The following is a 24,369-nucleotide window of genomic DNA, read 5'->3' on the forward strand; positions in this document are numbered from 1 at the left end:
ATCCTATAATTGCAATAATTAATTTCATATTATTATTTCTTATCAAGAGTGGCGGAGGGATAGGCCCGATGAAGCCCGGCAACCGGTTTGTATGAATAGGGATAGCTATATCCTCATTCTAATCAAATGTCATGGTGCTAAATCCTTCAGAGCGATATTAATCGTTTCTGACAGATGAGAAGGTTACGTCTTTATACAAAGAGCGCCCTTTTTCATACTGAAAATGGGCTTTTTATATTGTCCAGTATAATAATTTTGATTAGAGATTGACTTGAGAGGAGGGTCTGAGCTTGATTCAATTAAAGCAATTAACGAAACAATACGGTAAAGGTAAACAGCTAACCCATGCTTTGACTGGTCTTGATCTTTCAATCGACAAGGGTGAGATATTTGGGATCATTGGCCATTCCGGTGCAGGTAAAAGTACGTTAATACGATGTATTAACTTACTTGAACGACCAACCTCTGGTGAGGTGTGGGTTAACGGAGTCCAACTTACAGCTTTGAGAACGAATCGATTGCAAGCAGAAAGACGTAAGATCGGTATGATCTATCAACATTTCAATCTACTCTCTTCTGCGACGGTCTATAACAATATTGCCTTCCCACTGCGTCTAGTTCGCACATCCGAGAAAGATATCGAGAGGAAAGTGAATGACTTACTTGCTCTGGTAGGGTTGGAAGAACATCGTGATAAATATCCAGCGCAGCTATCTGGTGGACAGAAGCAACGTGTAGGTATCGCCCGTGCACTAGCAAGTGATCCAGAAGTATTGTTATGTGATGAAGCAACATCTGCCTTAGATCCGCAGACAACGAACGCTATTTTGAAGCTATTATTGGACATTAACAAGAAATTTAACCTAACAATTGTACTGATCACACATGAAATGCATGTTATTCAGAGCATTTGTGATCGTGTAGCTGTTATTCATCAAGGGGGAATTGTAGAACAGGGTATCGTCTCAGACGTTTTCCTCAAACCAATACATTCCATCACACGTGATTTCACTCGGGGGGAGATGGATCATAGTGAGTTACTGACACAAGCGGTAAATATGATCCCAACTCATCCTTTTACATCCCAAGTGGTTAAGATTACTTTTCTAGGTAGCAAAACCTATGAATCGATACTCTCAAGAACGGTAAGGGAGACAGAAGTAGATTTTGCTATACTGCAAGGAACGATCTCGACTTTGAAGGATACGCCCTATGGCCAGTTAATTGTAAGGTTTGAAGGAGAAGCAAAGGATATCACTAGAACGATCGATCAGTTGTTGAGTCAAGGTCTTGATGTGGAGGTGTTAGGCTGATGTGGGGATTAGACTTCTCTAAGGTTGGGTGGAATGAAGTAGGCGTAGCCATACTTGATACATTAATGATGTTAGGAGCATCCGCGGTATTCACTTTTATTATTGGGCTTCCACTAGGTGTCATCTTATATCTAGCAGCAAGATCATCTAATCGAAACGTACATGTCATATATTCAATTCTATCCGTTATTGTCAATATACTACGATCGGTCCCCTTTATTATATTAATTGTTGCCATGATTCCAATCACAAGACAGATTGTTGGGGTATCTATGGGGGTATTAGGGACAATACCACCGCTAGTTGTTGGTGCGGCTCCTTTCTTTGCAAGACTTGTCGAGACATCGCTTAGTGAAGTTGATCGAGGTGTAATTGAGGCTTCTGAAGGCATGGGTGCTTCAGTATGGCAGATTGTTATGCGCGTATTGTTACCTGAAGCCAGACCAGGCTTATTAGCAGCGATGACAATTACTATTGTAACTCTTGTGTCCTACACGGCAATGTCGGGTATGGTGGGCGGTGGGGGTCTTGGTGACCTCGCGATTCGATATGGATACCACCGTTATGAACTGGAAGTCATGATTATATCGATATTCCTAATGGTCGTACTTGTTCAATGTCTACAAATGATCGGTGACCGTCTAGTCCGCCATTATACACGGAAATAAGGGTTATATTTAATTAGGCATAACCCGAATAGATATTCGGATGCATATATACATTGTATTTATCAGATCACAGAAAAGGGGAAATTAAGATGAAAAAGTGGGCAATTGCTGTTCTAAGTCTTTCGTTACTGGTGGTACTATCTGCTTGTGGTAGTAAGTCTTCAAATGCATTGAAAATAGGGGCTAGTTCAATCCCTCATGCAGAGATATTAAAGCATATTCAACCAGCGTTGGAGAAAGAAGGTGTGAAGTTAGAGATTATTGAGTTCACGGATTATGTACAACCAAACACGCAATTATTTGAGAAACAATTAGATGCTAATTTCTTCCAACACCAACCTTTCCTTGATAGTGAAAATGAGAAACGTAAAATGGATCTAGTATCTATTGTAGGTGTACATATTGAGCCATTAGGTGGATATTCAAGTCGTATTAAATCAATTGATGAGTTAGCAGATGGAGCTAAAGTTGCCATTCCTAATGATCCTACCAATGGGGGACGTGCACTTAATTTACTGGCAGATAACGGCCTGATCACTTTGAATGAATCTAACAAAGTAGAAGCAAAGATAAGTGATATCACAGACAATCCAAAGAACCTGAAAATCACAGAGAGCGAAGCCGCTATTCTACCACGTCAATTGGAAGAAGTGGATCTTGCAATCATTAATACGAACTATGTTCTAGAGGCTGGGTTAGATCCTGTCAAGGATGCATTAATTATTGAAGGTAAAGACAATCCAAATGTGAATATTCTTGTTGCACGTCCAGATAATAAGGATTCTGAAGCGATTCAGAAACTGAAAAAGGCTTTGACTTCAGAAGACACGAAGAAATTTATTGAAGATGAATATAAAGGTGCAGTTGTTCCAGCTTTCTAATGGATGATTAAATCATGATTTGACCATAATCCCACAGAATGATTTCAATTCTGTGGGATTATATTTGTCGACGGCTACTAAATCTTCTATAATTAGTGGATGACCATGCTTTGAGGGAGGGAAAGCTATGAATGGTAGAGTAGCCTTGATTACTGGAAGTGCGAAAGGACTAGGTAAGAGGACCGCGCTAACCTTAGCAGACCAAGGATGTAATATCATTCTTAATTATGTCCATAGTGCTCATGAAGCAGAAGAATTAAGAGGCATGATTGAATACAAAGGTGTGCAGTGTATCGCGATTCAAGCCGATATCACAGACCTTAACCAAATTGAAAGTTTAGTAAAAGAAGTGAATACACGGTGTGGTGGCGCAGATATTATTGTGAATAATGCCGGACCTTTTATACGTGAACGACGCTTATTTGTAGAATATACGCAAGCCGAGATCATGTCACTTATCCAAGGGAATTTAATTGGTGCGATGATGCTGGATCATATGCTTATTCCTTCGATGCGAGAGAAGAAATGGGGAAGAATTATACATTTTGGATTTGGTCATGCAGGGGAAGCTAGAGCGTGGCCTCATCGAGCGGTATATGCTGCAGCTAAGACAGGCTTAGTCTCTTTCACCAAAACATTAGCGGTAGAAGAAGCGCCGTATGGAATTACAGTTAATATGGTATGCCCTGGGGATATTAGAGGCATGAATAAAGAGAAATCCATTGCAGATGTTGAAGGGATGGAGGACCTCGAGAGTCCGAATGGTAGACCTGGTAGTGGAGAGGACATCGCAAGGGTGATTCAATACTTGTGTCATAAAGACTCGGATTTCATTACAGGTAATATTATGGATATAACAGGTGGGCTTGATGCGATAAGACCTTGGGTATAATGAGGGACAAAAAAAGTCTTGGCCCCTTTACATGGAGGACCAAGACTTTCTTTAACATATGTTAGGCATTTCTCTATCTAGAAATTTGGTTTAGAATACTTGGATAACGTCTTGAATGTTGTCGACCTCTTCAAGGAGAGCACGTTCTATACCAGCTTTCAAAGTAATTGTGGAGCTTGGGCAACTGCCGCATGCACCCATCAATCTTAATTTTACAATGCCATCTTCTACATCGACCAATTCTACGTCACCGCCATCGCGTTGAAGGAACGGGCGAAGTTTATCTAATACGTCCAACACTTCATCATACATGGTGCTTTGTGCGTTTTCACTCATAGTGTTCAACTCCTTCCTATAGATTCATTATAGTACAGATACAGTTAAAATCAAAACATAAAAGTAAAGTAGGTGAATTACGTTGAGACCGATCATTGAATTCTGCACGAATAACTTGCATTTCGGTACAGATGAAGTCATGGAACTGTTAGAAGCTAACCTAGATTATGATGTTGTTGAGTATGGATGTCTTAGTAATTGCGGGCAATGTTATCTGATGCCTTACGCTATGGTAAATGGTGAAATCCTATCTTCGGATAGCGCAGATGAATTGTTGAACATGATTAGAGCCAAGATCAAGGAAGCTGAGGCATGGGAAGAACTTGATCTGGATTTGGATTAACCGAAATGGCGTTTAGACATCCATAGAACACCGCTCTTTAGAATACGGGGAACCCGTCCCATAACGGATGATTTCCCCATAAGACCGAATCCAGCCTTTTTACCAAGTGCGCCAAGCGTTCCTTTTAAATGAATAGGTAGTAATTTGGGGGTCTCACCGCGCCATAGGGCATGAATAATGGCTGCGACTTGCTCCGCTTGCGCTCCTGCCGCTTGTGCGCTTGGTGCAAATGGAAGACTTGCGCAATCCCCAATAACGTACACCTCAGGATGTTCTGCGATTTGAGAATAAGAATTCAGAATGACTCGACCACCGCCGTCTTTGGCAACTTCAAGGTCTTGAACGACACGTACAGGCTGAATACCTGCTGTCCATATCGTGACATCACTTTGTATACTTTCTCGTCCAACATAAATTCCCCCCTCATCTACCCGTTCAACCGATACATTGGAGTGTATGTCCACATTGTGCACTTTAAACCAATGCTCTACATAAACAGATAGCTTAGACGGGAAAGTCGATAGAATACGGCTTGGACGATCTAATATCGATATATTCAAATCAGGACGACTTTCTCGTAGTTCCGCTGCTAGTTCTACCCCGCTAAGACCACCGCCTACAATATTTACATGTCCGTAAGGGGATACATCATTTAGTTGTTGATATGTTTTGCGTGTGTTAGAGAAAGACTGGATACTATTAGTGTATTGTTCAGCACCCTCAATACCATGATAACGGTCCGTACAACCAAGAGCGATAATTAAATAATCATAAGAGATGTGTTCAGATTGCGTCATATGTACCATTTGATTCTCTAGATCAATCTTGGTAACTTCCCCATATTGAATGCTTAGCTGTGGATGCTTAGGAAATGCAACCCGAAGGTCGACATCTGCAGAAGTGCCCGCTGCTAACGTATAATATTCTGTTTTGAGACCCTGAAAGGGCATTCGATCAATTAATACTAATTCAATATCGCCAGGTAAAATATGATCCACAAGGCCTTGTATAATCGCAAGACCACCGTATCCACCACCAAGAATAACTACTTTTCGCATGGTTGCTTCGTCCCCCTTGTATACTTAATAATGGGTTAATTTAATCGAATATTTGGATTTCATTATAGAAAGTATCACGTTCTACTGGAATGCGCCCAGCCCCTTTTATAAGCCATATGAGCTCTTTGCGTGTTAGGCCCTCTGGTGTTAATGCGCCAGCGGCATGACTGATTCGTTCATTAATGATTGTACCGTGAACGTCAGACGCCCCGAAGCTTAATGCCATTTGTGTTAATTGCGCACCGATATTAATGAAATAAGCTTTGATATGGTCTATGTTATCTAACATCAATCGACTGATGGCAATGGTCTTAAGATCCTCATAAGCCGAATTACGACGCATAATGCCAGCATTCTTATTCTTAGGTTGCATGGATAAAGGAATGAATACCATGAATCCGTTCGTTTCATCTTGAAGTTCTCGAATCTGAACCATATGCCTAATGCGATCTTCATGCGTCTCAATCGATCCATATAACATAGTCGTGTGTGTCTTCATTCCTAATTCATGTGCCGTGCGATGGACATCTAAATATTGCTCGACATTGGCTTTATCTACTTTCATCTTTTCACGATATTGATCGGATAGAATCTCCGCACCACCACCTGTTAAAGTCTTCAGACCAGCCTGCTGAAGCTTCTGAAGAACTTCCTTCGTGCTAAGACCGCTAATGCGTGTGAAGAACTCAATTTCTGCTGCGGTATAAGCCTTCAAAGTCACATTAGGGAAATGTTCTGTCAATGTCTGTAAAGAATCTACATAGTATTGAAAAGGAACATGCGTATTATGACCCCCTACGATATGGAACTCTCGAATGCCTGGGTGTATATGCTGGTTCACATGTTGCACCATTTCTTCACCTGTAAGGGTGTAAGAACCATCTTCGCCTTGGTCTTTACGGAAGTTACAGAAAGCACAATAAGATTCACATACATTGGTAAAGTAGAGGCTCATATTCTCAATGAAATAGACCTTCTTGCCATTCTTACGAAGGTTCACTTCGTTTGCAAGTTGCCCAAGTGTTAATATATCATCTGTGTTATAAAGATAAATGCCATCCTCAATCGTTAAGCGCTCTCCAGATTGAACCTTTTCTATAATGGCCACCATGTGTTGATCTGTATTTGGTGTAATAAGGGTAGACAAATTCATTCCTCCTGTTTAGACGAATCTCGTATTCTAGTAATTGGTGAGTATAGTTATGTAAAAATAGCGACATTTCGATTCATGCCATACCTCTTATTATAGACCTGACCTATTGGAGTCGCAATAAGAATGAGAGGGAATATAGTGTAATAGATTTGCTCGTGATTCAAGGCTGACTTGAGGGGAAATGGGAAGTGCAGTATAATAATGTATGACTTAAAAGGAGGTTGAATGATGATTAATATAAGCGATATAGCTACCGACAGGCTAAAAATCATGTTATCTGAGCAAGAAACACCGAATATGTTCTTAAGACTTGGCGTACAACCGGGTGGTTGTAGCGGGTTCTCATATGCCATGGGATTTGATGATGAAGAGGCAGAGAATGACATATATATGACTGTAAATGATATGAAAATTGTAGTGGATAAGGAAAGCCTAGTGTATCTTGACGGCCTAGAGATCGACTTCGAAGAGTCTGGTATGTCAGGCGGCTTCACCATCAACAACCCGAACGCATCGGCTACATGCGGGTGTGGATCAAGCTTCCGTACTGCACTGGATGCAGGGAAGCCTGCAGCTGAAGGCGAGTGTTAGAGGATAAATTCTAACTAATATAGTTATATTTAATAAAAGCCATTTGATCCGGAGGAATGTAAACCCCTTCAATCAAATGGCTTTTAGCTGTTTATCTATGAATTCTGTCTATTTATCTTATGAAAGGAATGTATGGTTGACCATAAGTACAATCATACTAGCAGATGCTATAGAGAAGATGATGCAACCCGTACCTAATATATTTCGTTTAATCTTTATGAATTTGAATCCAATAGCAAAGATCATGATCGTAACTAGTGCGAGAACCGCTGACATCCCAACGATTGCGATCCAATATAATATTTCGAATAGCTGTGCCACAGTGTCATCCACCTCCTCGTCTTGTTAAAGTATATCTGATTTTATATGGCGTGTATACAAATTAGGGCACTTTCAAGGGCGAGCATCCAAGAATCACAGGCGTATCTTGAGTATGTTACCATATATGAGCCTGAAGGGATGGATGACTATGGCAGGAAGACAATTGGCAAGTAAGCTATTAAAGACACAGGCATTGTTGAGTAATGCTAGTGTAGCTAGGTATATTCCCATGACAAGACCGTTAACGCAGAGAGTCTTGCATACGATGCTTTATCAATTTCGGATGGTGGTCGTGAAGCCAGTTGTTGGTGGTGGTGGATATGGAGTTATTCGAATTCTTCGTGATCAGGGAGGTTACAGGTTGACGCATAGTTCTCGTACATGGAGGTTTGCAAGTTTTAATCAGATGTATAAGACGTTTGTTCGAATAAAAGCTCCACGTAGATATTTAATACAGCAAGGAATTCGCCTTGCAACCATTCAAGGTCGACCTATTGATTATAGGGTGAAGGTGGTTAAGACAGATGAGATATGGGTATTCAGATCAATGGTTGGACGATTAGCTAAAAAAGGACTGTTTATTACTAACCTCTGCAAAGGAGGTTCAATGGTTAGTTGTCGTGAGGGGTTGCGTCTTTCTATGCCTTCTAAATCTGCCAATGGTAAACGCGATGAAATGCGTCGCCTTACAAGAACTTGTACAACCATAATGGAGCAATATTTTCCGGGCATTGGTGAGTTGGGGTTCGATTATGGTGTAGATATAAATGGGCGAATATGGATCTTTGAAGTAAATACTCGACCACAGTAAAGACTAGAATCATAGAATTTATGATATATTTTTTTTAGCAAAAATGAATTATCAACCTGTGCATAACATTTATCCACATTATCCACTGTGATCTGACAAGTCTTTTCCCTATTATCAACAAAATGTCCACAGGTTCTCCACAGCGACCTGTGGATAAAGCGAACGCTTGTTCTACTATTATTAATTTGATATGATAGATTTAGGAAAAAAGAGGAAGGGATGTGATAATCATGTCTATATTAACAGATGAAATGTTGCTAGATTCCTATCAATTGGCTGTTAAGTTAAAGTTAGAGCGTGATTTCATTACGCTGTTACTAGCCGAGATTAACAAGCGAAATCTAGGCATTTAGGGAATAAGATTTACTCATACAGTTAAAATTATGGAGGTGTACATACATCTTTAACCTACAAGATTCATCATATCAGACAAATAGGGTATCCCCTTGACGATAAAGCATGTCGGTCAAGAAGGGATACCCTTATTTTTTGTGCCATTTGGAATTGAATTATAGCTTCATATTACTGCTATGACCTGGGGAAAGCTTGGCATCAGGATCTATATAGACTTTCGCATTATTTACAGCAGTTGGAGCCTCTCCGAATCCTACGGCAATAAGTTTCAGTTTCCCTAGATATGTCGTAATATCTCCTGCGGCGAAGATTCCTGGTATGTTCGTCTCCATCCGAGAGTCGACCATAATGGAATTGCCTTCAATCTCAATACCCCACTGTTCAATAGGTCCTAATGAAGATATGAATCCGAAGTTAACGATTACGTCGTCTACTTCGATTTCTTGCGTCTCCTTGGATTTAACATTAGTTAAAGTTACCTTAGTAATCTTCTCATCCCCATGGAGTTGTGTGATTTCTGTAGGTGTGATGACATGAACTTTGGAAGACTTAAGATTCTCAACACTGTGTTCATGTGCACGGAACTTGTCCCGACGATGCACAAGAGTAACTTGTTCTGCAATAGGTTCGAGCATAAGCGCCCAGTCCACAGCGGAGTCACCACCGCCATTGATAAGCACCTTTTTACCTTTAAAGGCATGAAGATCATTCACGAAATAATGAAGATTCGCTTTCTCGAATCGGCCTGCTCCATCCAGTTCTAATTTCCGAGGTTCGAAAGCCCCCACGCCAGCTGTGATGATCACGGCCTTAGAATGATATTCGCCCTGATCTGTGCTCACCATGAAATGACGCTCATCTTTTTTAATAACAGAGGTCACCTTTTCTTCTAGACGTAAATTAGGTTTGAACAGATCCAGTTGCTGTTGTAGGTTATCTACAAGCTCTTGAGCGGTAACTTTTGGAAAGCCTGCTACATCATAAATGTATTTCTCTGGATATAGAGCGGCGAGCTGTCCGCCGAGTTGTGGCATACTTTCAATGATGGTTACGGACGCCTGACGCATGCCACAATAGAATGCTGCAAACATACCAGCAGGACCGCCACCAATTATGATTATATCAGTCATTTCATCAGCTAATGGTTGGGAATTCATAGTGTAAAGCACCTCCACATAGTAATATATTGTTTAACGCATGATCTTATTCATTATAATCGCATCAACAAGATATGAAAAGTGTATTCATTTATAAATAGAACTTGATATTTACTTGTGAAATGGCTAGTATCTCTATGTATGTGTTAATATTTAGATGTAATGAAACAACGTTTTGTTTAAACGTCATAATAGGATTAGTATATATGTGATATATATATCATGACTAAGTACAACATGTTATATAAATCAGGTCTATACGATTAAAAGATGAGTTTTTATAAGTTATAAACTATATAAAGAGGAAATTTGGAAGGAGTACGATCATGAGTAACATACCTAAGATTGTCATTCTAGGTGCTGGATATGGAGGGATATTAACAGCACAAAGATTGCAAAAGGAATTAAAGTATAATGAGGCAGATGTAACGCTAGTGAATCGACATGAATATCACTACATTACGACACATTTGCATATGCCTGCCGCGGGTACAGATAGTATAGAGAATACACGCGTTTCGATATCCAACCTTATTGATGAATTCAAGATTGATTTGGTGAAATCGTCTGTATTGGAAATTCGACCACAAGAGAAAAAAATTATTCTTGAAGATGGCAAGCTATCTTATGACTATCTTATCATTGCTTTGGGAGGAGAGCCCGAAAGCTTTGGTATACCTGGTCTTGCTGAGCATGCGATGTCCATTCGCAGTATTAATTCAGTGCGCCTCATACGTAAACATATCGAATATCAATTCGCACAGTATAAGAATGAGAGGAATGCGCAAGAACGAATTAATTTCGTTGTGGGTGGGGCAGGATTCAGTGGTATTGAATTTGTGGCTGAATTAGCTGATCGCATCCCTAAGTTATGCAAAGAATATGATGTAGATCCCAATCTTGTCAATATATATAATGTAGAAGCTGCTCCAACGGCATTGCCAGGCTTTGCACCTGAATTGGTAGAATATGCGATGGAAGTGCTTAGAAAGAAAGGCGTAACTTTCAAAATGGGTGTTGCCATTAAGGAATGTACGAAAGAAGGCGTCGTGCTAGCGACAGATGAAGAGATCAAAGCTTCGACAGTTGTATGGACGGGTGGTATACGTGGTAATCGAATGATCGAAGCTGCTGGCTTTGAGACGATGAGAGGTCGCGTTAAAGTAGATGAGCAATTACGAGTTCCTGGTTATGATCATGTATTCATCATAGGAGACAACTCGCTTGTATTCAACCCAGAGGGTCGTCCATATCCTCCTACGGCACAAATAGCGATGCAACAAGGCATATGCTGTGCCCAGAATGTAGTAGCTTCTATACGCAAACAACCCCTTAGGAATTTTCAATTCAGCAACAAAGGGACAGTAGCTTCTCTGGGTAAAGGGGAAGGTATTGCTGTTGTTGGAAGCAAGACTTATAAGGGATGGTCCGCAGCGCAATTGAAGAAGGCTGTAGATATGAAATATCTCTTTACCATTGGTGGCGTGGGACTAGCGATTAGGAAGGGAAGATTCTTATAATATGAGACATTGCAGCGTTCAAGTTCGAGGACTGCTTACACGGGATGAATTGGATCGTTACAATGCACTGATCGAAGTTGGATCATATCTAGAATCACAAGATGCCTATGATTTAGCCTATACAATTCAGAAGGAGATTGATATTCTCATTGTGCCGGCTATTGAAAGGTTAAAAGATAAAGGTCGTGCACGAGATGCTGCAACGGCTGAATATTTAAGCGCTAGAAAAGAAGAATAAGAATCGTATTATAGAATGAAAAAAGGGAATTGTCACCCACTTGTGGATGTGACAATTCCCTTTTCTGTCATGGCTTATATTTATAATTTAAGCATGTCTTCAAATGATTGTTCATTCTGAAGACTACCTACGAAGAATGAACCGAATTCGCCATAACGCGCACTGACCTCATCGAATCGCATTTCATAGACAAGCTTCTTGAATTGAAGTGCATCGTCAGCGAATAGGGTTACACCCCATTCCCAGTCATCGAAACCAACAGATCCCGTAATGATCTGCTTCACTTTACCAGCATAGCTACGACCAATTAATCCATGGCTTCTCATCAGAGCCTTACGTTCGTCCATCGTAAGCATGTACCAGTTATCATTAAGCTCGCGTTTCTTGTTCATGGGATAGAAACAAATATACTGTTTCTGTGGCAGGATGGGCTTAAGGCGTTGGGACAATTCTGGATTATCCATCGGATCGCCACCACTTGAACTACCCATATAATTACTGAGTTCAACAACACTAACGTAGGAATAAGCTTTTGTTGTATATTTAGCGAACATGGTTTTATTAAAAGCAATCTCGACCGCGTTCAGGTCTTCTAATGTTTCACGTAGGTGCATAAAGATGAAATCTGCTTTTTGACCGATGATGGAGTACACTGTACTACTGCCTTTATTGGCAGATTCCACATGGGGCCATTGTTGTAGAAATTCATGAAGCTCATCTAGTGCCATTGCACGATCTTCATCATCAGCTGATTTCCAAGCTGCCCAATCAATAGAACGTAAATCATGAAGGGAATACCACCCCTCAAGTGTCTGTGCGACTTCACTCATTTGACTAATCACTCCTAATTTTGGTAAACGCTTAATACATTGCTTATATTGTATCGCATCTTGAAGTCATTGAGCAAACGATGTCACAATCAATTCATAGAATCTTCATTGCTTCGTGACAATTAATTTAGTAAGCTATCTATTAGAAGATCTTATCGTGATGTATTTCATTGAATTGTTGATCTGAAGAAGAGGTGACTGAGTCAAATGGGATTTATACCTGTAATTGTATTAATGGTCTTGTTCTTTGTCATGATGTTCGGAATTGGCTTTATTCTTAATATGTTAATGAAGACAACGTGGTTTCCTTGCTATTTATTTATTATCGTCATCTTGCCTGTAGTTGTATATTCAATGTGGGATCATAGCGTGTCGCTATGGACGCATCTTGGTTCATTTCATTTAGGAGATTATGTAACGGGCGTTGCAGGCTTGGTCGGAGCATATATTAGTGGCTGGGCAATTAAGAAATTACGTCAAGGTGGATATACAATGTTCTAAAAAAGTGATATGAATGACAGCTCTTCTTCTGGAAGGGCTGTTTTGCTGTAAATAGATTATGTAGAGATTTCAACTTTTACCACGAAATAGGTCGAACGTGATCTTGAAATTATGATAGAATGGAAGAAGTCTTCAGCAATGAGTGGGAGGTAAACCATGCGCATAAAGAATCTTCTACATTATACTGAGAATCATCAATATTACGTGTATCGTAATTTTTGTTTGAGCAACTTGGATGATAGAATGTTAAGTTCAATCTACCAACCTATGGTTGGGGCATTCGCAATAAGCTTCTATCGACTTCTGTTTCAACAGATACCTGTAGAGAAGATCGGATATTCCAATATAGATCAACAACGCCATTTATTCTTAACGCTAGGTATGGAGCCCAGTGAGACCGGACGTAAATATTTAATAGAACAGGCTTCGAAGTTGGAAGCGGTAGGTCTGTTGCAGACTAGTCGTATGCATATCCCGGACAATGATGATTATATGTATGAATATGAATTAACAGCACCATTATCTCCAGCAGATTTTTTTAACACGCAACATTTAACTTTATTATTACGTGACAAGATTGGCAAGTTCGCTGTTCTATCTTTAAGGGAAGAACTGTGGTCAGATGAACAAAACGGATGGTCCAACACACAACAGAATAAAGAGAATATTTCAGTGCCTTTCTACGAAATTTTTGAGTTAAACACTCATGTGATAGATTATGAATTGGAACAAGCACTATCAGAAGTATCTACGACAAGACAATCAGGATTACAGGTGAGTGAAGACAGCAATGGTCTGAATTATGCTGATCTTATTCTTCGGTTTCCGAAGGAATCTGATAATCGTCCATTTGTGGAGAAGCTTAGGTTTAACTTTGAACAGATGGGTATTGTAAATTATGTCGTTAATAAATACGAACTGAGCGTTCAAGATATATGTCGACTATTGGATGAGGATGGCATATTTAATGTAGAGGGTAATATCGACTTAGATGAATTGCAACATCAGGCGAATCTTCATTTTCGCCAAGGGAAGAAGAGAAAAGAACAACGGGAAGTTCAAGCAGGGAAGATCGTATCCATTAGGAAAGAGATGGATCCAACCTCAGGGACGCTCCAAATGGAACATGCTGTTCAAATGGAGTATTATGTTGAAGTGCCAATGCAATTCAAATCTAAATGCGACATTCATCAGTATAATATGATGCTTCGGAACGAACCGTATACGAAGTTGTTAAAGACATTATTCCCTGGTTCCGTACCCGATAATTTCGTGGATATATTCGAGAAAATTGATCTAAGCTACAAGTTACCAGGTGAAGTGATTAATATACTGATTCATTACTTAATCTCCTTGTTATCTTTAGGCGGAGATCAGCGAATCAACCGCAACTTCGTGGAAGCTATCGCATCCAATATGCTGCTGAAGCAGATTGACACCTATGAGAAGGCTGTTCAATACATTAAAGATCAATCGAAAGTAAAGGGTAAGCAGGCGCAAGCTTCTGCTGGTACTCGAACTCGAACATATAACAAGAACACAAAGTCGAAGCCGGAGATTCCTGTAGCCCAGTCTAACCATTCCTCTGACGAGGTCTCAGAAGCGGACTTTGAAGAAATGATGAGAATGGCTGCTGAGATTCAAGAGAATAAGAAACAAGGCTAAATGCGTATAGATTATATAATAATCAATGAAAGGGGGATTATGGATGGAGTCGTTAGGTGATCTTCTTAAACAAATAAAGAGTCCTTCTTTCAAACGTCAATCTCAAGAAATCGAAAAAGAATTATTTAATCATCCATTGATTAAGGAGTTACGTATATTACATCCTGAATTGGATGATGCTAAGTTAAGACTTAATATTAGTCGCTTATATCAGTATGTGGGCGACAAGCGTAACTGTGATCATTGTCCAGGGCTTGCAAATTGTCCTAATGATTTCAAAGGACATTACACTAAAATTGGAGTGCAGACGGTCAACGGAGAAGCTGAGATTAATGAGCGTAAGGCAGCTTGTTCACTTTTCATTACGAAACAACATGACGATCAAATAAAGAAACGGATTAAGAGTTTCTATGTAGATGAGAGAGCGTTAAATGAGGGATATAAAGAAGTAGAGATTATGGGTAAGGATCGTCTACGAGCACCTGCCGTGCAACAAGTGTTTCAATATATTCGTGCGACGAAAGAGGACGGACTATCCACCCGTGGATTGTATCTTTATGGGTCATTTGGAACAGGCAAAACATTTCTTATGAGCTATATGCTTCACGAATTAGCAATCGCTGGTTATACGGGAGTGATCGTCTATATGCCCGATTTCGTAGAGGATTTGAAATCGTTGATGATGGACAATGTGAAGCTGAAAGAAACAACAGAAATGATGAAGAACTGCGATTTACTTATTTTTGATGATATTGGTGCTGAGAACCTTAATCCTTGGGCTCGTGATCATATTATGGGATCTATTCTCAATTACCGAATGAATCGCAAACCAACCTTTTATACGTCGAATTATAATCTAGATGGTCTAGAGAAACATCTGAGCTTCACGAACAAGGATGGAGAAGAAGGAAATAAAGGCCAAAGATTGATGGACCGAATTTCGCCTTTTATTGATGTGGTTAGCTTGAATGGAGAGAATCATCGTAGTAGCAGTTCGTAATTGTAAGGATACCCAAAAAGAAGTTGCTTCCTAAGGTCAACTGAAGACCTTGAGAAACAACTCCTTTTTCGGTTTTGTCTAATGTAATCAAGGATCAGCCAGTAACAATGAACTTGATAATAACCATACCAAAGAATAATGCGGTCATGAGCAAGAACATACCACCAAAGCCAGCCATTAGATCGCCCAAATCATCACGTGGTTCTTCATTTATATGTTCACGTGGATCTTTGAGATGCACATTTGCTTCCATGATCAAATCCTCCTCATAAAGGTCGTATTTTTGTGCATGATAATAATCATAGACAAACAGACCTAACTTAACTCTAAGTATACTCAATAGCTAAGAAGCTTGTAAAGAATACTTGTAAAGATTATAAGGAAAAGGTGGAAGTGTTGATTTCGCATTGCCAATAAAATATGATATACTTATAACTGTCCACAAAGACATATCAGTTTGAAATCATGGATTGTTCCTAAATAAGGAGGAAAATATAATGGCTATTGTTAATGTATCAGATCAATCTTTCTCAACAGAAGTAGAAGGTACAGGAATGGTATTAGTTGATTTCTGGGCACCTTGGTGTGGTCCTTGTAAGATGATCGCCCCTATTCTTGATGAACTATCCACAGATCTTGGTGATTCCGTAAAGATCGCTAAAGTGAATGTTGATGATAATCCTGAAACAGCATCTCGTTTTGGTGTCATGAGTATTCCAACATTGATTTTCTTTAAAGATGGTCAACCAGTTGATAAAGTAGTTGGATTGAACTCTAAAGATGCACTAAAGAGTATGATTTCTAAACACCAATAAGAAATAAGATGTACTTTAAGCGTCTCCGACTATGGGGGCGCTTTATTATAATGCATGAACGAGATCATCCTTTCATGATACGATTCACGCTGGAGGGAGGGAATCATTATCTATGATGCGCAAATGTGATTCTGAACAAGAAGAAGATTATAAACAACATTTAAAGAACAAGTTAATGCTGTTACCCGACTCAGCGGGGTGTTATTTAATGAAGAATGATGAAGGAACGATTATTTATGTAGGTAAAGCTAAAGTGTTAAAGAATCGAGTTCGCTCTTATTTTACAGGGAGCCATAATGCGAAGACGCAAAGATTAGTATTAGATATCCGAGATTTTGAATATATTGTCACAAGAAGTAATATAGAAGCTTTGATTCTTGAGTGTAATTTGATCAAGGAACATCAACCCAAATATAACGTGCTGTTGAAAGATGATAAGACCTTTCCATATATTAAAATTACAAATGAACGGCATCCCCGGTTAGAAGTGACTCGTCGGGTGCTTAAAGATAAAGGGAAATATTTCGGCCCCTATCCCAATGCGTATGCGGCTCAGCAAACGAAGAGACTGCTTGATCGAATGTATCCCTTACGTAAATGTAATTCCAAGCAGAAAGAGCCATGTCTATACTATCATTTGGGACAGTGTATTGCTTGCGGAGCAGAGGAAGTGCCGCAGGAAAAATACGATGAAATTATACAACAGATCAGTTCCTTTCTAAATGGTGGCCATGAGGCGATCAAGAAGGAATTGCAGCGCAAGATGTTTGAAGCTTCGGAAGAGCTCTATTTCGAACGTGCGAAAGAGCTACGAGATCAGATTATGAGTATAGATACGATAATGGAGAAACAGAAAATCACAACGGCAGATGCGAGAGATCGAGATGTGTTGGGGTTTGCAGTCGATAAAGGTTGGATGTGTGTTCAACTTCTTTATATGCGTAAAGGTAAAATGATTCATCGTCACTCATCCGTATTTCCGTTCTATGGTGAGGCATACAATGATTTCATGACATATGTGACGCAATATTATCTCGATAATCCAGCATTACCTCAAGAGATTCTGCTTCCTGAAATACAATTAGAGCAGTCGATAGACCCAGTGAATAGTGAAGAGGGTCAGTTGGAACAAGCTAATACACTTGCATCTGCACTGTTATCAGAGAATTCTGATGCAATGAATATTGTCTCTTCCTTACAGGAGTGGTTAGGCATTAAAGTGCTTGTGCCCCAACGGGGAATGAAGAAGCATCTAATAGACATGGCAACGGAGAATGCATTAGTTGCGCTGGATGAGAAGTTTAGACTAATTGAACGGGACGAAGAAAGAACTTCAATCGCTGCTACTAACCTGGGAGAGGCGATAGGGATTGGCTCACTCCACCGAATAGAAGCCTTTGACAACTCCAATATTCAAGGGACGAATCCTGTATCCGCCATGATTGTATTTATTGATGGTAGACCTGAGAAGAAAGAGTATCGTAAATACAAAATTCGTACAGTCGACGGACCAGATGATTACAGTACGATGCGTGAGGTCATACGACGGCGTTACGAGCGTGTGTTGAAGGAGAACTTGGAGATGCCAGATCTTATAGTAGTGGATGGCGGAAAAGGGCAAATCTCGGTGGCTGTGGACGTGCTACATAATGAGTTAGGGTTATCCATACCTGTATGTGGGCTAGTGAAAGATGTGAAACATCGAACGTCACAGTTAATGATTGGAGATCCCGCACAGACCGTACAACTTGCACGAGATAGCCAGGAATTTTATCTTCTACAAAGAATTCAAGATGAGGTGCATCGTTTTGCGATTACTTTTCATCGAGAACAACGAGGGAAATCCATGGTTGTATCGCAACTTGATGCCATCCCAGGGATCGGAGAGAAACGTCGCAAGTTGTTACTAAAGCATTTCGGTTCTCTCAAAAAAATAAGAGAAGCCAAAATCGAAGATTTTAGCTCTCTATCTATAGGTGAGAAACTTGCCTCACAAATTATTGCAGCACTTCAGGAGGAGCCTTAACACAAGGCTTCTTTTTGCTATATCATATAGCTGATGTGCGTCGTTTGGGTAGAATAGAACGAGTCATATAAATAACATATGCAACCACAAATGGCATAATCATCGACACCACACCAGCGACGATGTTGATCGTGTCACCTAACATGAATAGACTGAATCCCATGAGGATGCTATTGAATACAACATGACTAAACATCACGGCAATATAACCATAGCGTAGGAATATGAAGCTAAACAGTAACCCGATAATAATGAGTTCTATTGGTCGTGAAATGACGGGATAGATCGGATACAGCGTGTGACCCAAGGCCCATATAATAGAAGGGATCAGACAAGCAAGAAAAGTGTTCTTAACCAGCTTCTTCATCATTTTTATACCGAATAAACGATACACTGCTTCTTCCGAGATCCCTGCCACCCAAGCTAATAGCGGGAACATCCAAGGATAGAACATGTTAAGTGGTGATTGTGATGCGTCCGTTGTCGACCAGCTGTGAAGCGTTAGATTTAAGGTGAAGAAGATAATAGACTGTAATCCTAATAGGATGAAGGCCCATAAATAACCTACGAACATGCTGTGAAGTACATAATGACCATAACCAGCCTCTTTAAAACGTGGCCATGGATTCATAAGGGCTTCCTTTCTCCATAATCCGTCTCCGCCTACAAGGGAGAAATACAATAACGCTGACATGACTAATGTGAGTGCTCCTTGAAATAATAATCCGAAGATGAGTGCGATACCTGTAATTCCTTGCGCTTCCAAAGCAGGTAGCATATTTAATGTACTCAATATAGATACGACGAAATAAAAGGAACTAAGGAAGATTCCTCTAACAAATGAGGTATGTTTCCTTGTCAATGCACTATACACAATAGCGAGTACGCCTAGTGCTAGAGTAAGCAGTCCATAGCCAACGATCGTCATCCACAGCGCTTTGGTATGTTCCTTATTCACATAAGTTATATGCTCTTCAGGAACTGCAAATGATGGTTGGAATGATGCCAATTGACCTGAATCGAAGTTGAATTTAATCTGAAACGGTGCTTTACCAATCATTACATTTGCATTAGCATAAGTGAGAGATGATTCATCGTTCGTAACGAGTTGGAAATCACTAGGATCATATCCCAATTGGACCAGCCATTGTGTAGCCATATCTTCTTTCACTTTTGACTGGATAGAAGTAACGGTTGAAGTAACCAAGAGCTGTTCTTTGGCAAAAGCTACGACCTCAGCTGTATTCATATGTAGATCAATATTATAGTATGTATTTGAATCAGCCGTCTCTACACGAACGCGATATACATCGTATGGATATTTGCTAGCGTAGTTATCCTGGTATTGTTGTACAAGCTTCTCTTTGGCTAAATAACCGTATAACTCAGAATACGAGTGGTATGTGACCAAGCTGTCCTCAGAAGATAGGACGTCAAGTTGAAGTGAAGATTCAGCAAATTGTGTTGCAGCGGCTCTAGCTTCATTCTTATGAATTAAATCACTGCTCTGCTGTTTAGCCGTTTCTAACGCAATACTGGGTAATACCTGTACCATTATAAATAGTAATAGACCAATCGAAGCAAGAATACTTAGAACTTTGTAATTGACTTTGAGTTTCAAGGGTTGCCCTAACGGATTCATTTATGTTCCTCCCAAGTTATATATATAGCCATTAGAATAGCTTAAAGATTACACAGGTACAAGTAAGTAAACCATTAATTGTAAGATGATGTCGTGAAAAAATGGTTAAACTAGAGTTAGGCATATGTACGCAGAGGGAATGACTTATTATACATACTCACTCACTATATTTGGGTATATATGTTACCATTTGTCCGAAATAAAGCTTTGTGAAGTTACCTAATAAAGATTATAATCGGAATGCTATTTAATTAGATATAGATTGAACAGATATTATACGATGGAACTAACCCAAGAAGTGGTTTTCCAATGTCTATTTTGTGGGTATAAAAGGGGTGGAGTTATTGAAAAAAAAGTTGAGCTGGTTCAGATTATCTCCTCCGCAAAATCTAGTATTGGGTTTCGCGAGTATTATTATGTTGGGAGCACTTCTTCTTACGCTTCCTATAGCTAATACAACAGGTGAGTCATTAGGGTTTATTGATGCATTATTTACGGCGACATCTGCAACATGTGTAACTGGGCTGGTCGTTCAGGATACTGGCGTATTCTTTAGTACCTTTGGTCAAGTGGTTATCATTGTGCTTATTCAAATAGGCGGACTTGGATTTATGACGATGGCAACGATGTTCACATTAGCATTAAAAAGGAAAATATCTCTACGTGACCGATTGCTTTTACAAGAAGCGATGAATCAGAGTGCTATGGAAGGAATAGTTCGTCTAATTCGAAAAGTTCTATTGTTCTCTTTTACGATCGAAGGCGTCGCAGCGATAATTCTAACGATTCGATGGTCATTCGATATGCCATTTGGCAAAGCGTTATATTTTGGGATATTTCATGCTATTTCTATGTTTAACAATGCTGGGTTCGATCTATTTGGTCATTTTCATAGTCTAACGGATTCGGTGAATGATCCCGTTGTGAATATCGTGGTGATGTTTCTAATTGTATCAGGTGGTATTGGTTTTGTAGTATTATCTGATATCGTTGATTTCCGAAGAACTCGTAGGCTTACACTGCACTCTAAAGTCGTTCTATCCATGACGACATTTCTAATTATATTCGGAGCCATCATTATATTTATATTCGAATTTAAGAATTCAAGAACATTAGCTTCATTAGACTGGAGTGGTAAGATTTTAAGTTCCTTCTTTCAATCTGTGACTACACGTACCGCAGGTGCGAATACATTACCGATCGGTGAAATGAGGCAAGCATCGCAATTCTTCATGGTCATCCTGATGTTTATTGGTGCTTCTCCTGGATCTACAGGTGGTGGAATCAAGACCACGACATTCACTATCATTATGGGTGCAGTTATCGCAATGCTTCGGGGTAGAGATGATATCGTGATGTTTCGTTATCGTCTTGCACAAGATCGGATATACAAGGCGCTGACCATTACGTTCCTATCTCTGTTACTAGTGATTACCGTAGTTATGGTGCTGTCCACGACTGAGGATAGTAACTTTCTGCCCATATTGTTTGAGACGACATCTGCCTTTGGTACGGTAGGGTTGTCGATGGGATTAACACCCGAATTAAGCCCTGTCGGAAAAATTATGATTACTTTTACTATGTTTGCAGGACGACTTGGTCTGATCACGCTTGCTTATGCGCTAGGACCTAAGAAAGAGAAAGAATTATATCGTCATCCTGAAGGTAAAATTATTATAGGATAGATTTATAAATTAAAGTAGGATAAAGGAGTACTTGACGAGAGATGAAAAGACAGCAGTTTGTTGTTATAGGTTTGGGGCGGTTTGGCTCAGCGATTGCGCTAGAACTTATGGAACTTAACTACGAAGTGTTAGGCATCGATAGGAATGAAGAGATCATAAGTCATATGAGTGAATTTCTTACGTATGCTGTTGTAGCAGATGCATCGGATGAAGAGGTACTGAAATCACTAGGTGTTCGTAATTTCGATTGCGGAATTGTAGCGATTGGTGATGATATCCAGATGAGTATTCTTGCGGCGATTTTATTGAAGGACTTAGGGGTAACTACAGTTGTAGCGAAGGCCATTTCCGTACTTCATGGGAGAGCACTCGAGAAGCTAGGTGTGGACCGAATTATCTATCCGGAGAGAGATATGGGGATACGTGTAGCACATCAATTAGTAACCCCCAATCTACTAGATTACATTGAATTAGCGAAGGACTATAGTATTGTAGAGATTAAAGTTCCGGTATGGCTCAATGGGAAGACATTGTCAGAGATCAATACACGTGCTCGATATAGCTGTAGTATTGTTGCATTACATCGTGCAAGTGGTATTATTGTAGCTCCAACAGCTATGGATCAATTACTTACAGATGATATTATGGTCATTATCGGATCTAACGATAGAATTGCACAGTTAGAGAATGAACTTATCAATTTTCATTAATATAAGATGCCTAACCCGGAACCAGTGAAGGTCATCCGGGTTATTGATGTTGCGCAGATGAATGAAATAATGATGTTGTTTCTTCAATCCATTGTTGGGCTGCTTTACTAAGCTCAGAATGATCTCCATAGATGAGAGAAGTCGTTCTCCTTGTCTCTTTGAGGTCTGGAATGTGTATGACCACTAACTCATTATCATCTAGTAATTGCTGATGTAAATAAGATTTGGGTAGTAATGTTACTGCCTTACAGGTAGGTAGCAATCGAACAATCGCCTCGAAAGAATCAATCTCCATTCGAATGTCAGGAATAATACCCGTGTTATGAAACAACTCATCCGTTAACTTTCGATACCATGTGCCACTAGAGAAGACAATCATCGGTAAGCCTTGCAAATGATTCATATAGACATCTGTGAGTTGGGCAAGAGGATGATTTCTAGGTAGAACTAATTCTAAATGATCTTCAAATAATGGGATGCAATGCAGGCCGTACTCATGGATAGAGGAAGCCACAATACCTACGTCGATTCTTTTCTCGCGAAGAGCTAATACGATCTCATGTGTTCTTCCAGTGACAACTTTGATTTCAGCTGTCGGATGTTTATCCATAAATGTATTGATTACGGGTGGGAGCGTCGTTTGTAAGGTAGTGAGGCTAGCGCCGAGAGTTACAGAGATTTGATTCCCATTCTGGTGTTGTGAAATCGTCTTAAGGAACTGTTGCTGGTATTGTCCTTGCTCTTTGGCAAAGCTATATGTTAATTTGCCGATGGAGGTTAACTCCAAACGCTTCCCACGCCGGTGAAATAGCATGACACCTAGATCGTTTTCTAATTTAGCGATCTTCCTTGAAAGTGCGGGCTGAGAGATATTTAATAGCTTGGAAGCTTTATTTAGACTAGACTGTTCTACCACAATTGCGAATACGTCCAAGGATTCGAACATCCTACACCTCCTCAATGCAAATTTTATTATAGCATATGCAATTTAGTTATAACTAATAATACTTATATTGCAATTCCATTATAAGATGAAATGGAGTAACATGAAAAGTGCCACAAGATGTTCACAATGTTGACTAAGAAACAGCATTTATTCACCTATCGCTGTGGAATATGTTATGTTACAAAGTAATTATAATTAAATTGTAAATGAAAACGCTGTTATGGAAAGGGGGATAATCGTCATATGAAAGGATATTATGCCAGAAAGCTTCACTCGTTACTTGGGGTTATTCCTTTAAGCTTCTTTATTTTGGAGCATGTAGTGACGAACTTTGGTGCATTTGAAGGAGGTCTTGAACAATTTAATGAGGGGGTAGCCTTTCTAAATGGCTTACCATTTGTATTCTTCATGGAGTTGTTTCTAATTTGGTTACCGCTTCTTTATCATGGGGTATTCGGCTTGTATATTGCTTATCAATCGAAGCCAAATGTAGGTTCATATCAATATGAGCGCAATTGGAGATACACGTTACAGCGCATCACCGGAATATTAACATTTATGTTTGTCATCTGGCACGTATATGAGACACGAGTACAAGTAGCGCTTGGAAATGTTACACATGAAGAGCTTGGTGGTGTGATTCACGCAGTGGTTATGAATCCAATTACTTTTACGTTATATCTAATTGGCGTATTGTCTACAGCGTTCCACTTCTCTAATGGTCTTTGGTCTTTCCTAGTAAGTTGGGGGATTACCGTTGGCCCACGCTCACAGCGTGTGTCCTCTATGTTGTGCATGGGGTTATTTGTAATCGTATCCGTATTATTCGTGTTGTCACTTATAGCTTTCCGTAGTATTGAATTCCAGACGGTATGGAACGTTATCGAAACATTAAAGATTGTCTAAAGTTAAG

27 protein-coding genes and 1 riboswitch are annotated in these 24,369 nt (G+C 39.8%); of the genes, 18 read left to right on the top strand and 9 right to left on the bottom strand.

Annotated elements, in window-relative coordinates:
• Window positions 1–36: 36 nt before the first annotated feature.
• Window positions 37–181, top strand: a riboswitch (SAM riboswitch).
• A 109-nt stretch (window positions 182–290) separates the two neighbouring features.
• From ACH8E3_RS07315 to ACH8E3_RS07330, 4 genes are all read left to right on the top strand, one after another.
• Entirely contained in the window at window positions 291–1,313 is a 1,023-nt protein-coding gene (locus ACH8E3_RS07315; RefSeq protein WP_458631960.1) for a methionine ABC transporter ATP-binding protein, read from the top strand.
• Window positions 1,313–1,981 carry a methionine ABC transporter permease gene (locus tag ACH8E3_RS07320; RefSeq protein WP_458631961.1) on the top strand — a complete coding sequence of 223 codons (669 nt, stop codon included), beginning with the start codon at window positions 1,313–1,315 and terminating at the stop codon, window positions 1,979–1,981. Before ACH8E3_RS07315 ends, ACH8E3_RS07320 begins: the two co-directional genes overlap by 1 nt.
• Window positions 1,982–2,070: 89 nt before the next feature.
• Window positions 2,071–2,862 carry a MetQ/NlpA family ABC transporter substrate-binding protein gene (locus tag ACH8E3_RS07325; protein ID WP_458631962.1) on the top strand — a complete coding sequence of 264 codons (792 nt, stop codon included), beginning with the start codon at window positions 2,071–2,073 and terminating at the stop codon, window positions 2,860–2,862.
• 127 nt (window positions 2,863–2,989) lie between these two features.
• A complete protein-coding gene (locus ACH8E3_RS07330; RefSeq protein ID WP_458631963.1) occupies window positions 2,990–3,754 on the top strand; it encodes an SDR family oxidoreductase in 765 nt (254 codons plus the stop codon).
• Window positions 3,755–3,844: 90 nt separating this feature from the next.
• Here ACH8E3_RS07330 and ACH8E3_RS07335 read toward each other — a convergent pair whose 3' ends face one another.
• Window positions 3,845–4,090: a NifU family protein gene (locus ACH8E3_RS07335; RefSeq protein ID WP_458631964.1), complete on the bottom strand. Its 246-nt coding sequence runs from the start codon at window positions 4,088–4,090 to the stop codon at window positions 3,845–3,847.
• An 82-nt stretch (window positions 4,091–4,172) separates the two neighbouring features.
• Between ACH8E3_RS07335 and ACH8E3_RS07340 the strand changes: the two genes are divergently transcribed.
• Window positions 4,173–4,433, top strand: coding sequence for a YuzB family protein (locus ACH8E3_RS07340; RefSeq protein ID WP_458631965.1), 261 nt, complete (start codon window positions 4,173–4,175; stop codon window positions 4,431–4,433).
• On the opposite strand, the gene ACH8E3_RS07345 is transcribed toward ACH8E3_RS07340, so the two are convergent.
• Together ACH8E3_RS07345 and mqnE are read right to left on the bottom strand one after the other, a co-directional pair.
• Window positions 4,430–5,491, bottom strand: coding sequence for an NAD(P)/FAD-dependent oxidoreductase (locus ACH8E3_RS07345; RefSeq protein ID WP_458631966.1), 1,062 nt, complete (start codon window positions 5,489–5,491; stop codon window positions 4,430–4,432). The genes ACH8E3_RS07340 and ACH8E3_RS07345 overlap by 4 nt on opposite strands.
• Before the next feature lie 40 nt (window positions 5,492–5,531).
• A complete protein-coding gene (gene mqnE, locus ACH8E3_RS07350) occupies window positions 5,532–6,638 on the bottom strand; it encodes an aminofutalosine synthase MqnE (protein WP_458631967.1) in 1,107 nt (368 codons plus the stop codon).
• Window positions 6,639–6,872: 234 nt separating this feature from the next.
• Here mqnE and ACH8E3_RS07355 point away from each other — a divergent pair, with 234 nt between their 5' ends.
• Entirely contained in the window at window positions 6,873–7,235 is a 363-nt protein-coding gene (locus ACH8E3_RS07355) for a HesB/IscA family protein (RefSeq protein WP_458632003.1), read from the top strand.
• A gap of 117 nt (window positions 7,236–7,352) precedes the next feature.
• On the opposite strand, the gene ACH8E3_RS07360 is transcribed toward ACH8E3_RS07355, so the two are convergent.
• Window positions 7,353–7,556 carry a hypothetical protein gene (locus tag ACH8E3_RS07360; protein ID WP_458631968.1) on the bottom strand — a complete coding sequence of 68 codons (204 nt, stop codon included), beginning with the start codon at window positions 7,554–7,556 and terminating at the stop codon, window positions 7,353–7,355.
• Window positions 7,557–7,704: 148 nt separating this feature from the next.
• Between ACH8E3_RS07360 and ACH8E3_RS07365 the strand changes: the two genes are divergently transcribed.
• Together ACH8E3_RS07365 and sda are read left to right on the top strand one after the other, a co-directional pair.
• Complete coding sequence (locus ACH8E3_RS07365; protein WP_458631969.1) at window positions 7,705–8,367, top strand: YheC/YheD family protein; 663 nt, start codon at window positions 7,705–7,707, stop codon at window positions 8,365–8,367.
• A gap of 230 nt (window positions 8,368–8,597) precedes the next feature.
• Entirely contained in the window at window positions 8,598–8,720 is a 123-nt protein-coding gene (sda, locus tag ACH8E3_RS07370; RefSeq protein WP_458631970.1) for a sporulation histidine kinase inhibitor Sda, read from the top strand.
• A 156-nt stretch (window positions 8,721–8,876) separates the two neighbouring features.
• Here sda and ACH8E3_RS07375 read toward each other — a convergent pair whose 3' ends face one another.
• Complete coding sequence (locus ACH8E3_RS07375) at window positions 8,877–9,878, bottom strand: NAD(P)/FAD-dependent oxidoreductase (protein WP_458631971.1); 1,002 nt, start codon at window positions 9,876–9,878, stop codon at window positions 8,877–8,879.
• A 326-nt stretch (window positions 9,879–10,204) separates the two neighbouring features.
• On the opposite strand from ACH8E3_RS07375, the gene ACH8E3_RS07380 reads away from it, so the two are divergent.
• Together ACH8E3_RS07380 and ACH8E3_RS07385 are read left to right on the top strand one after the other, a co-directional pair.
• The gene (locus ACH8E3_RS07380) at window positions 10,205–11,398 is read left to right on the top strand and encodes an NAD(P)/FAD-dependent oxidoreductase (RefSeq protein ID WP_458631972.1); all 1,194 of its coding nucleotides are present in this window, start codon (window positions 10,205–10,207) and stop codon (window positions 11,396–11,398) included.
• A gap of 1 nt (window position 11,399) precedes the next feature.
• Window positions 11,400–11,636, top strand: a complete 237-nt coding sequence (locus ACH8E3_RS07385; RefSeq protein WP_458631973.1) for a hypothetical protein — start codon at window positions 11,400–11,402, stop codon at window positions 11,634–11,636.
• 80 nt (window positions 11,637–11,716) lie between these two features.
• On the opposite strand, the gene hemQ is transcribed toward ACH8E3_RS07385, so the two are convergent.
• On the bottom strand, window positions 11,717–12,466 hold the full coding sequence (hemQ, locus tag ACH8E3_RS07390; protein ID WP_458631974.1) for a hydrogen peroxide-dependent heme synthase: 750 nt from the start codon (window positions 12,464–12,466) through the stop codon (window positions 11,717–11,719).
• Between the two features lie 207 nt (window positions 12,467–12,673).
• Here hemQ and ACH8E3_RS07395 point away from each other — a divergent pair, with 207 nt between their 5' ends.
• The 3 genes from ACH8E3_RS07395 to dnaI all read left to right on the top strand — a co-directional run bounded on the left by ACH8E3_RS07395 (window position 12,674) and on the right by dnaI (window position 15,632).
• Complete coding sequence (locus ACH8E3_RS07395) at window positions 12,674–12,967, top strand: YuiB family protein (protein ID WP_458631975.1); 294 nt, start codon at window positions 12,674–12,676, stop codon at window positions 12,965–12,967.
• A gap of 156 nt (window positions 12,968–13,123) precedes the next feature.
• Complete coding sequence (locus ACH8E3_RS07400; protein WP_458631976.1) at window positions 13,124–14,632, top strand: DnaD domain protein; 1,509 nt, start codon at window positions 13,124–13,126, stop codon at window positions 14,630–14,632.
• Window positions 14,633–14,675: 43 nt separating this feature from the next.
• A complete protein-coding gene (gene dnaI / locus ACH8E3_RS07405) occupies window positions 14,676–15,632 on the top strand; it encodes a primosomal protein DnaI (protein ID WP_458631977.1) in 957 nt (318 codons plus the stop codon).
• Window positions 15,633–15,726: 94 nt separating this feature from the next.
• On the opposite strand, the gene ACH8E3_RS07410 is transcribed toward dnaI, so the two are convergent.
• A complete protein-coding gene (locus ACH8E3_RS07410; RefSeq protein ID WP_458631978.1) occupies window positions 15,727–15,885 on the bottom strand; it encodes a YqzM family protein in 159 nt (52 codons plus the stop codon).
• A 244-nt stretch (window positions 15,886–16,129) separates the two neighbouring features.
• Between ACH8E3_RS07410 and trxA the strand changes: the two genes are divergently transcribed.
• Window positions 16,130–16,447, top strand: a complete 318-nt coding sequence (gene trxA / locus ACH8E3_RS07415) for a thioredoxin (protein ID WP_458631979.1) — start codon at window positions 16,130–16,132, stop codon at window positions 16,445–16,447.
• Between the two features lie 112 nt (window positions 16,448–16,559).
• Window positions 16,560–18,473 carry an excinuclease ABC subunit UvrC gene (gene uvrC, locus ACH8E3_RS07420; protein ID WP_458631980.1) on the top strand — a complete coding sequence of 638 codons (1,914 nt, stop codon included), beginning with the start codon at window positions 16,560–16,562 and terminating at the stop codon, window positions 18,471–18,473.
• A gap of 22 nt (window positions 18,474–18,495) precedes the next feature.
• Here the strand turns inward: uvrC and ACH8E3_RS07425 are convergent, their stop codons facing one another.
• Entirely contained in the window at window positions 18,496–20,115 is a 1,620-nt protein-coding gene (locus ACH8E3_RS07425; RefSeq protein WP_458631981.1) for a CPBP family intramembrane glutamic endopeptidase, read from the bottom strand.
• Between the two features lie 344 nt (window positions 20,116–20,459).
• Between ACH8E3_RS07425 and ACH8E3_RS07430 the strand changes: the two genes are divergently transcribed.
• Window positions 20,460–21,800, top strand: a complete 1,341-nt coding sequence (locus tag ACH8E3_RS07430) for a TrkH family potassium uptake protein (protein ID WP_458631982.1) — start codon at window positions 20,460–20,462, stop codon at window positions 21,798–21,800.
• 41 nt (window positions 21,801–21,841) lie between these two features.
• Window positions 21,842–22,510, top strand: a complete 669-nt coding sequence (locus ACH8E3_RS07435; protein ID WP_458631983.1) for a potassium channel family protein — start codon at window positions 21,842–21,844, stop codon at window positions 22,508–22,510.
• 40 nt (window positions 22,511–22,550) lie between these two features.
• Here ACH8E3_RS07435 and ACH8E3_RS07440 read toward each other — a convergent pair whose 3' ends face one another.
• On the bottom strand, window positions 22,551–23,456 hold the full coding sequence (locus ACH8E3_RS07440) for a LysR family transcriptional regulator (RefSeq protein WP_458631984.1): 906 nt from the start codon (window positions 23,454–23,456) through the stop codon (window positions 22,551–22,553).
• A 243-nt stretch (window positions 23,457–23,699) separates the two neighbouring features.
• Between ACH8E3_RS07440 and ACH8E3_RS07445 the strand changes: the two genes are divergently transcribed.
• The gene (locus tag ACH8E3_RS07445; RefSeq protein ID WP_458631985.1) at window positions 23,700–24,362 is read left to right on the top strand and encodes a succinate dehydrogenase cytochrome b558 subunit; all 663 of its coding nucleotides are present in this window, start codon (window positions 23,700–23,702) and stop codon (window positions 24,360–24,362) included.
• Window positions 24,363–24,369 lie beyond the last annotated feature (7 nt).

Source organism: Paenibacillus sp. CMAA1364, assembly GCF_054373195.1.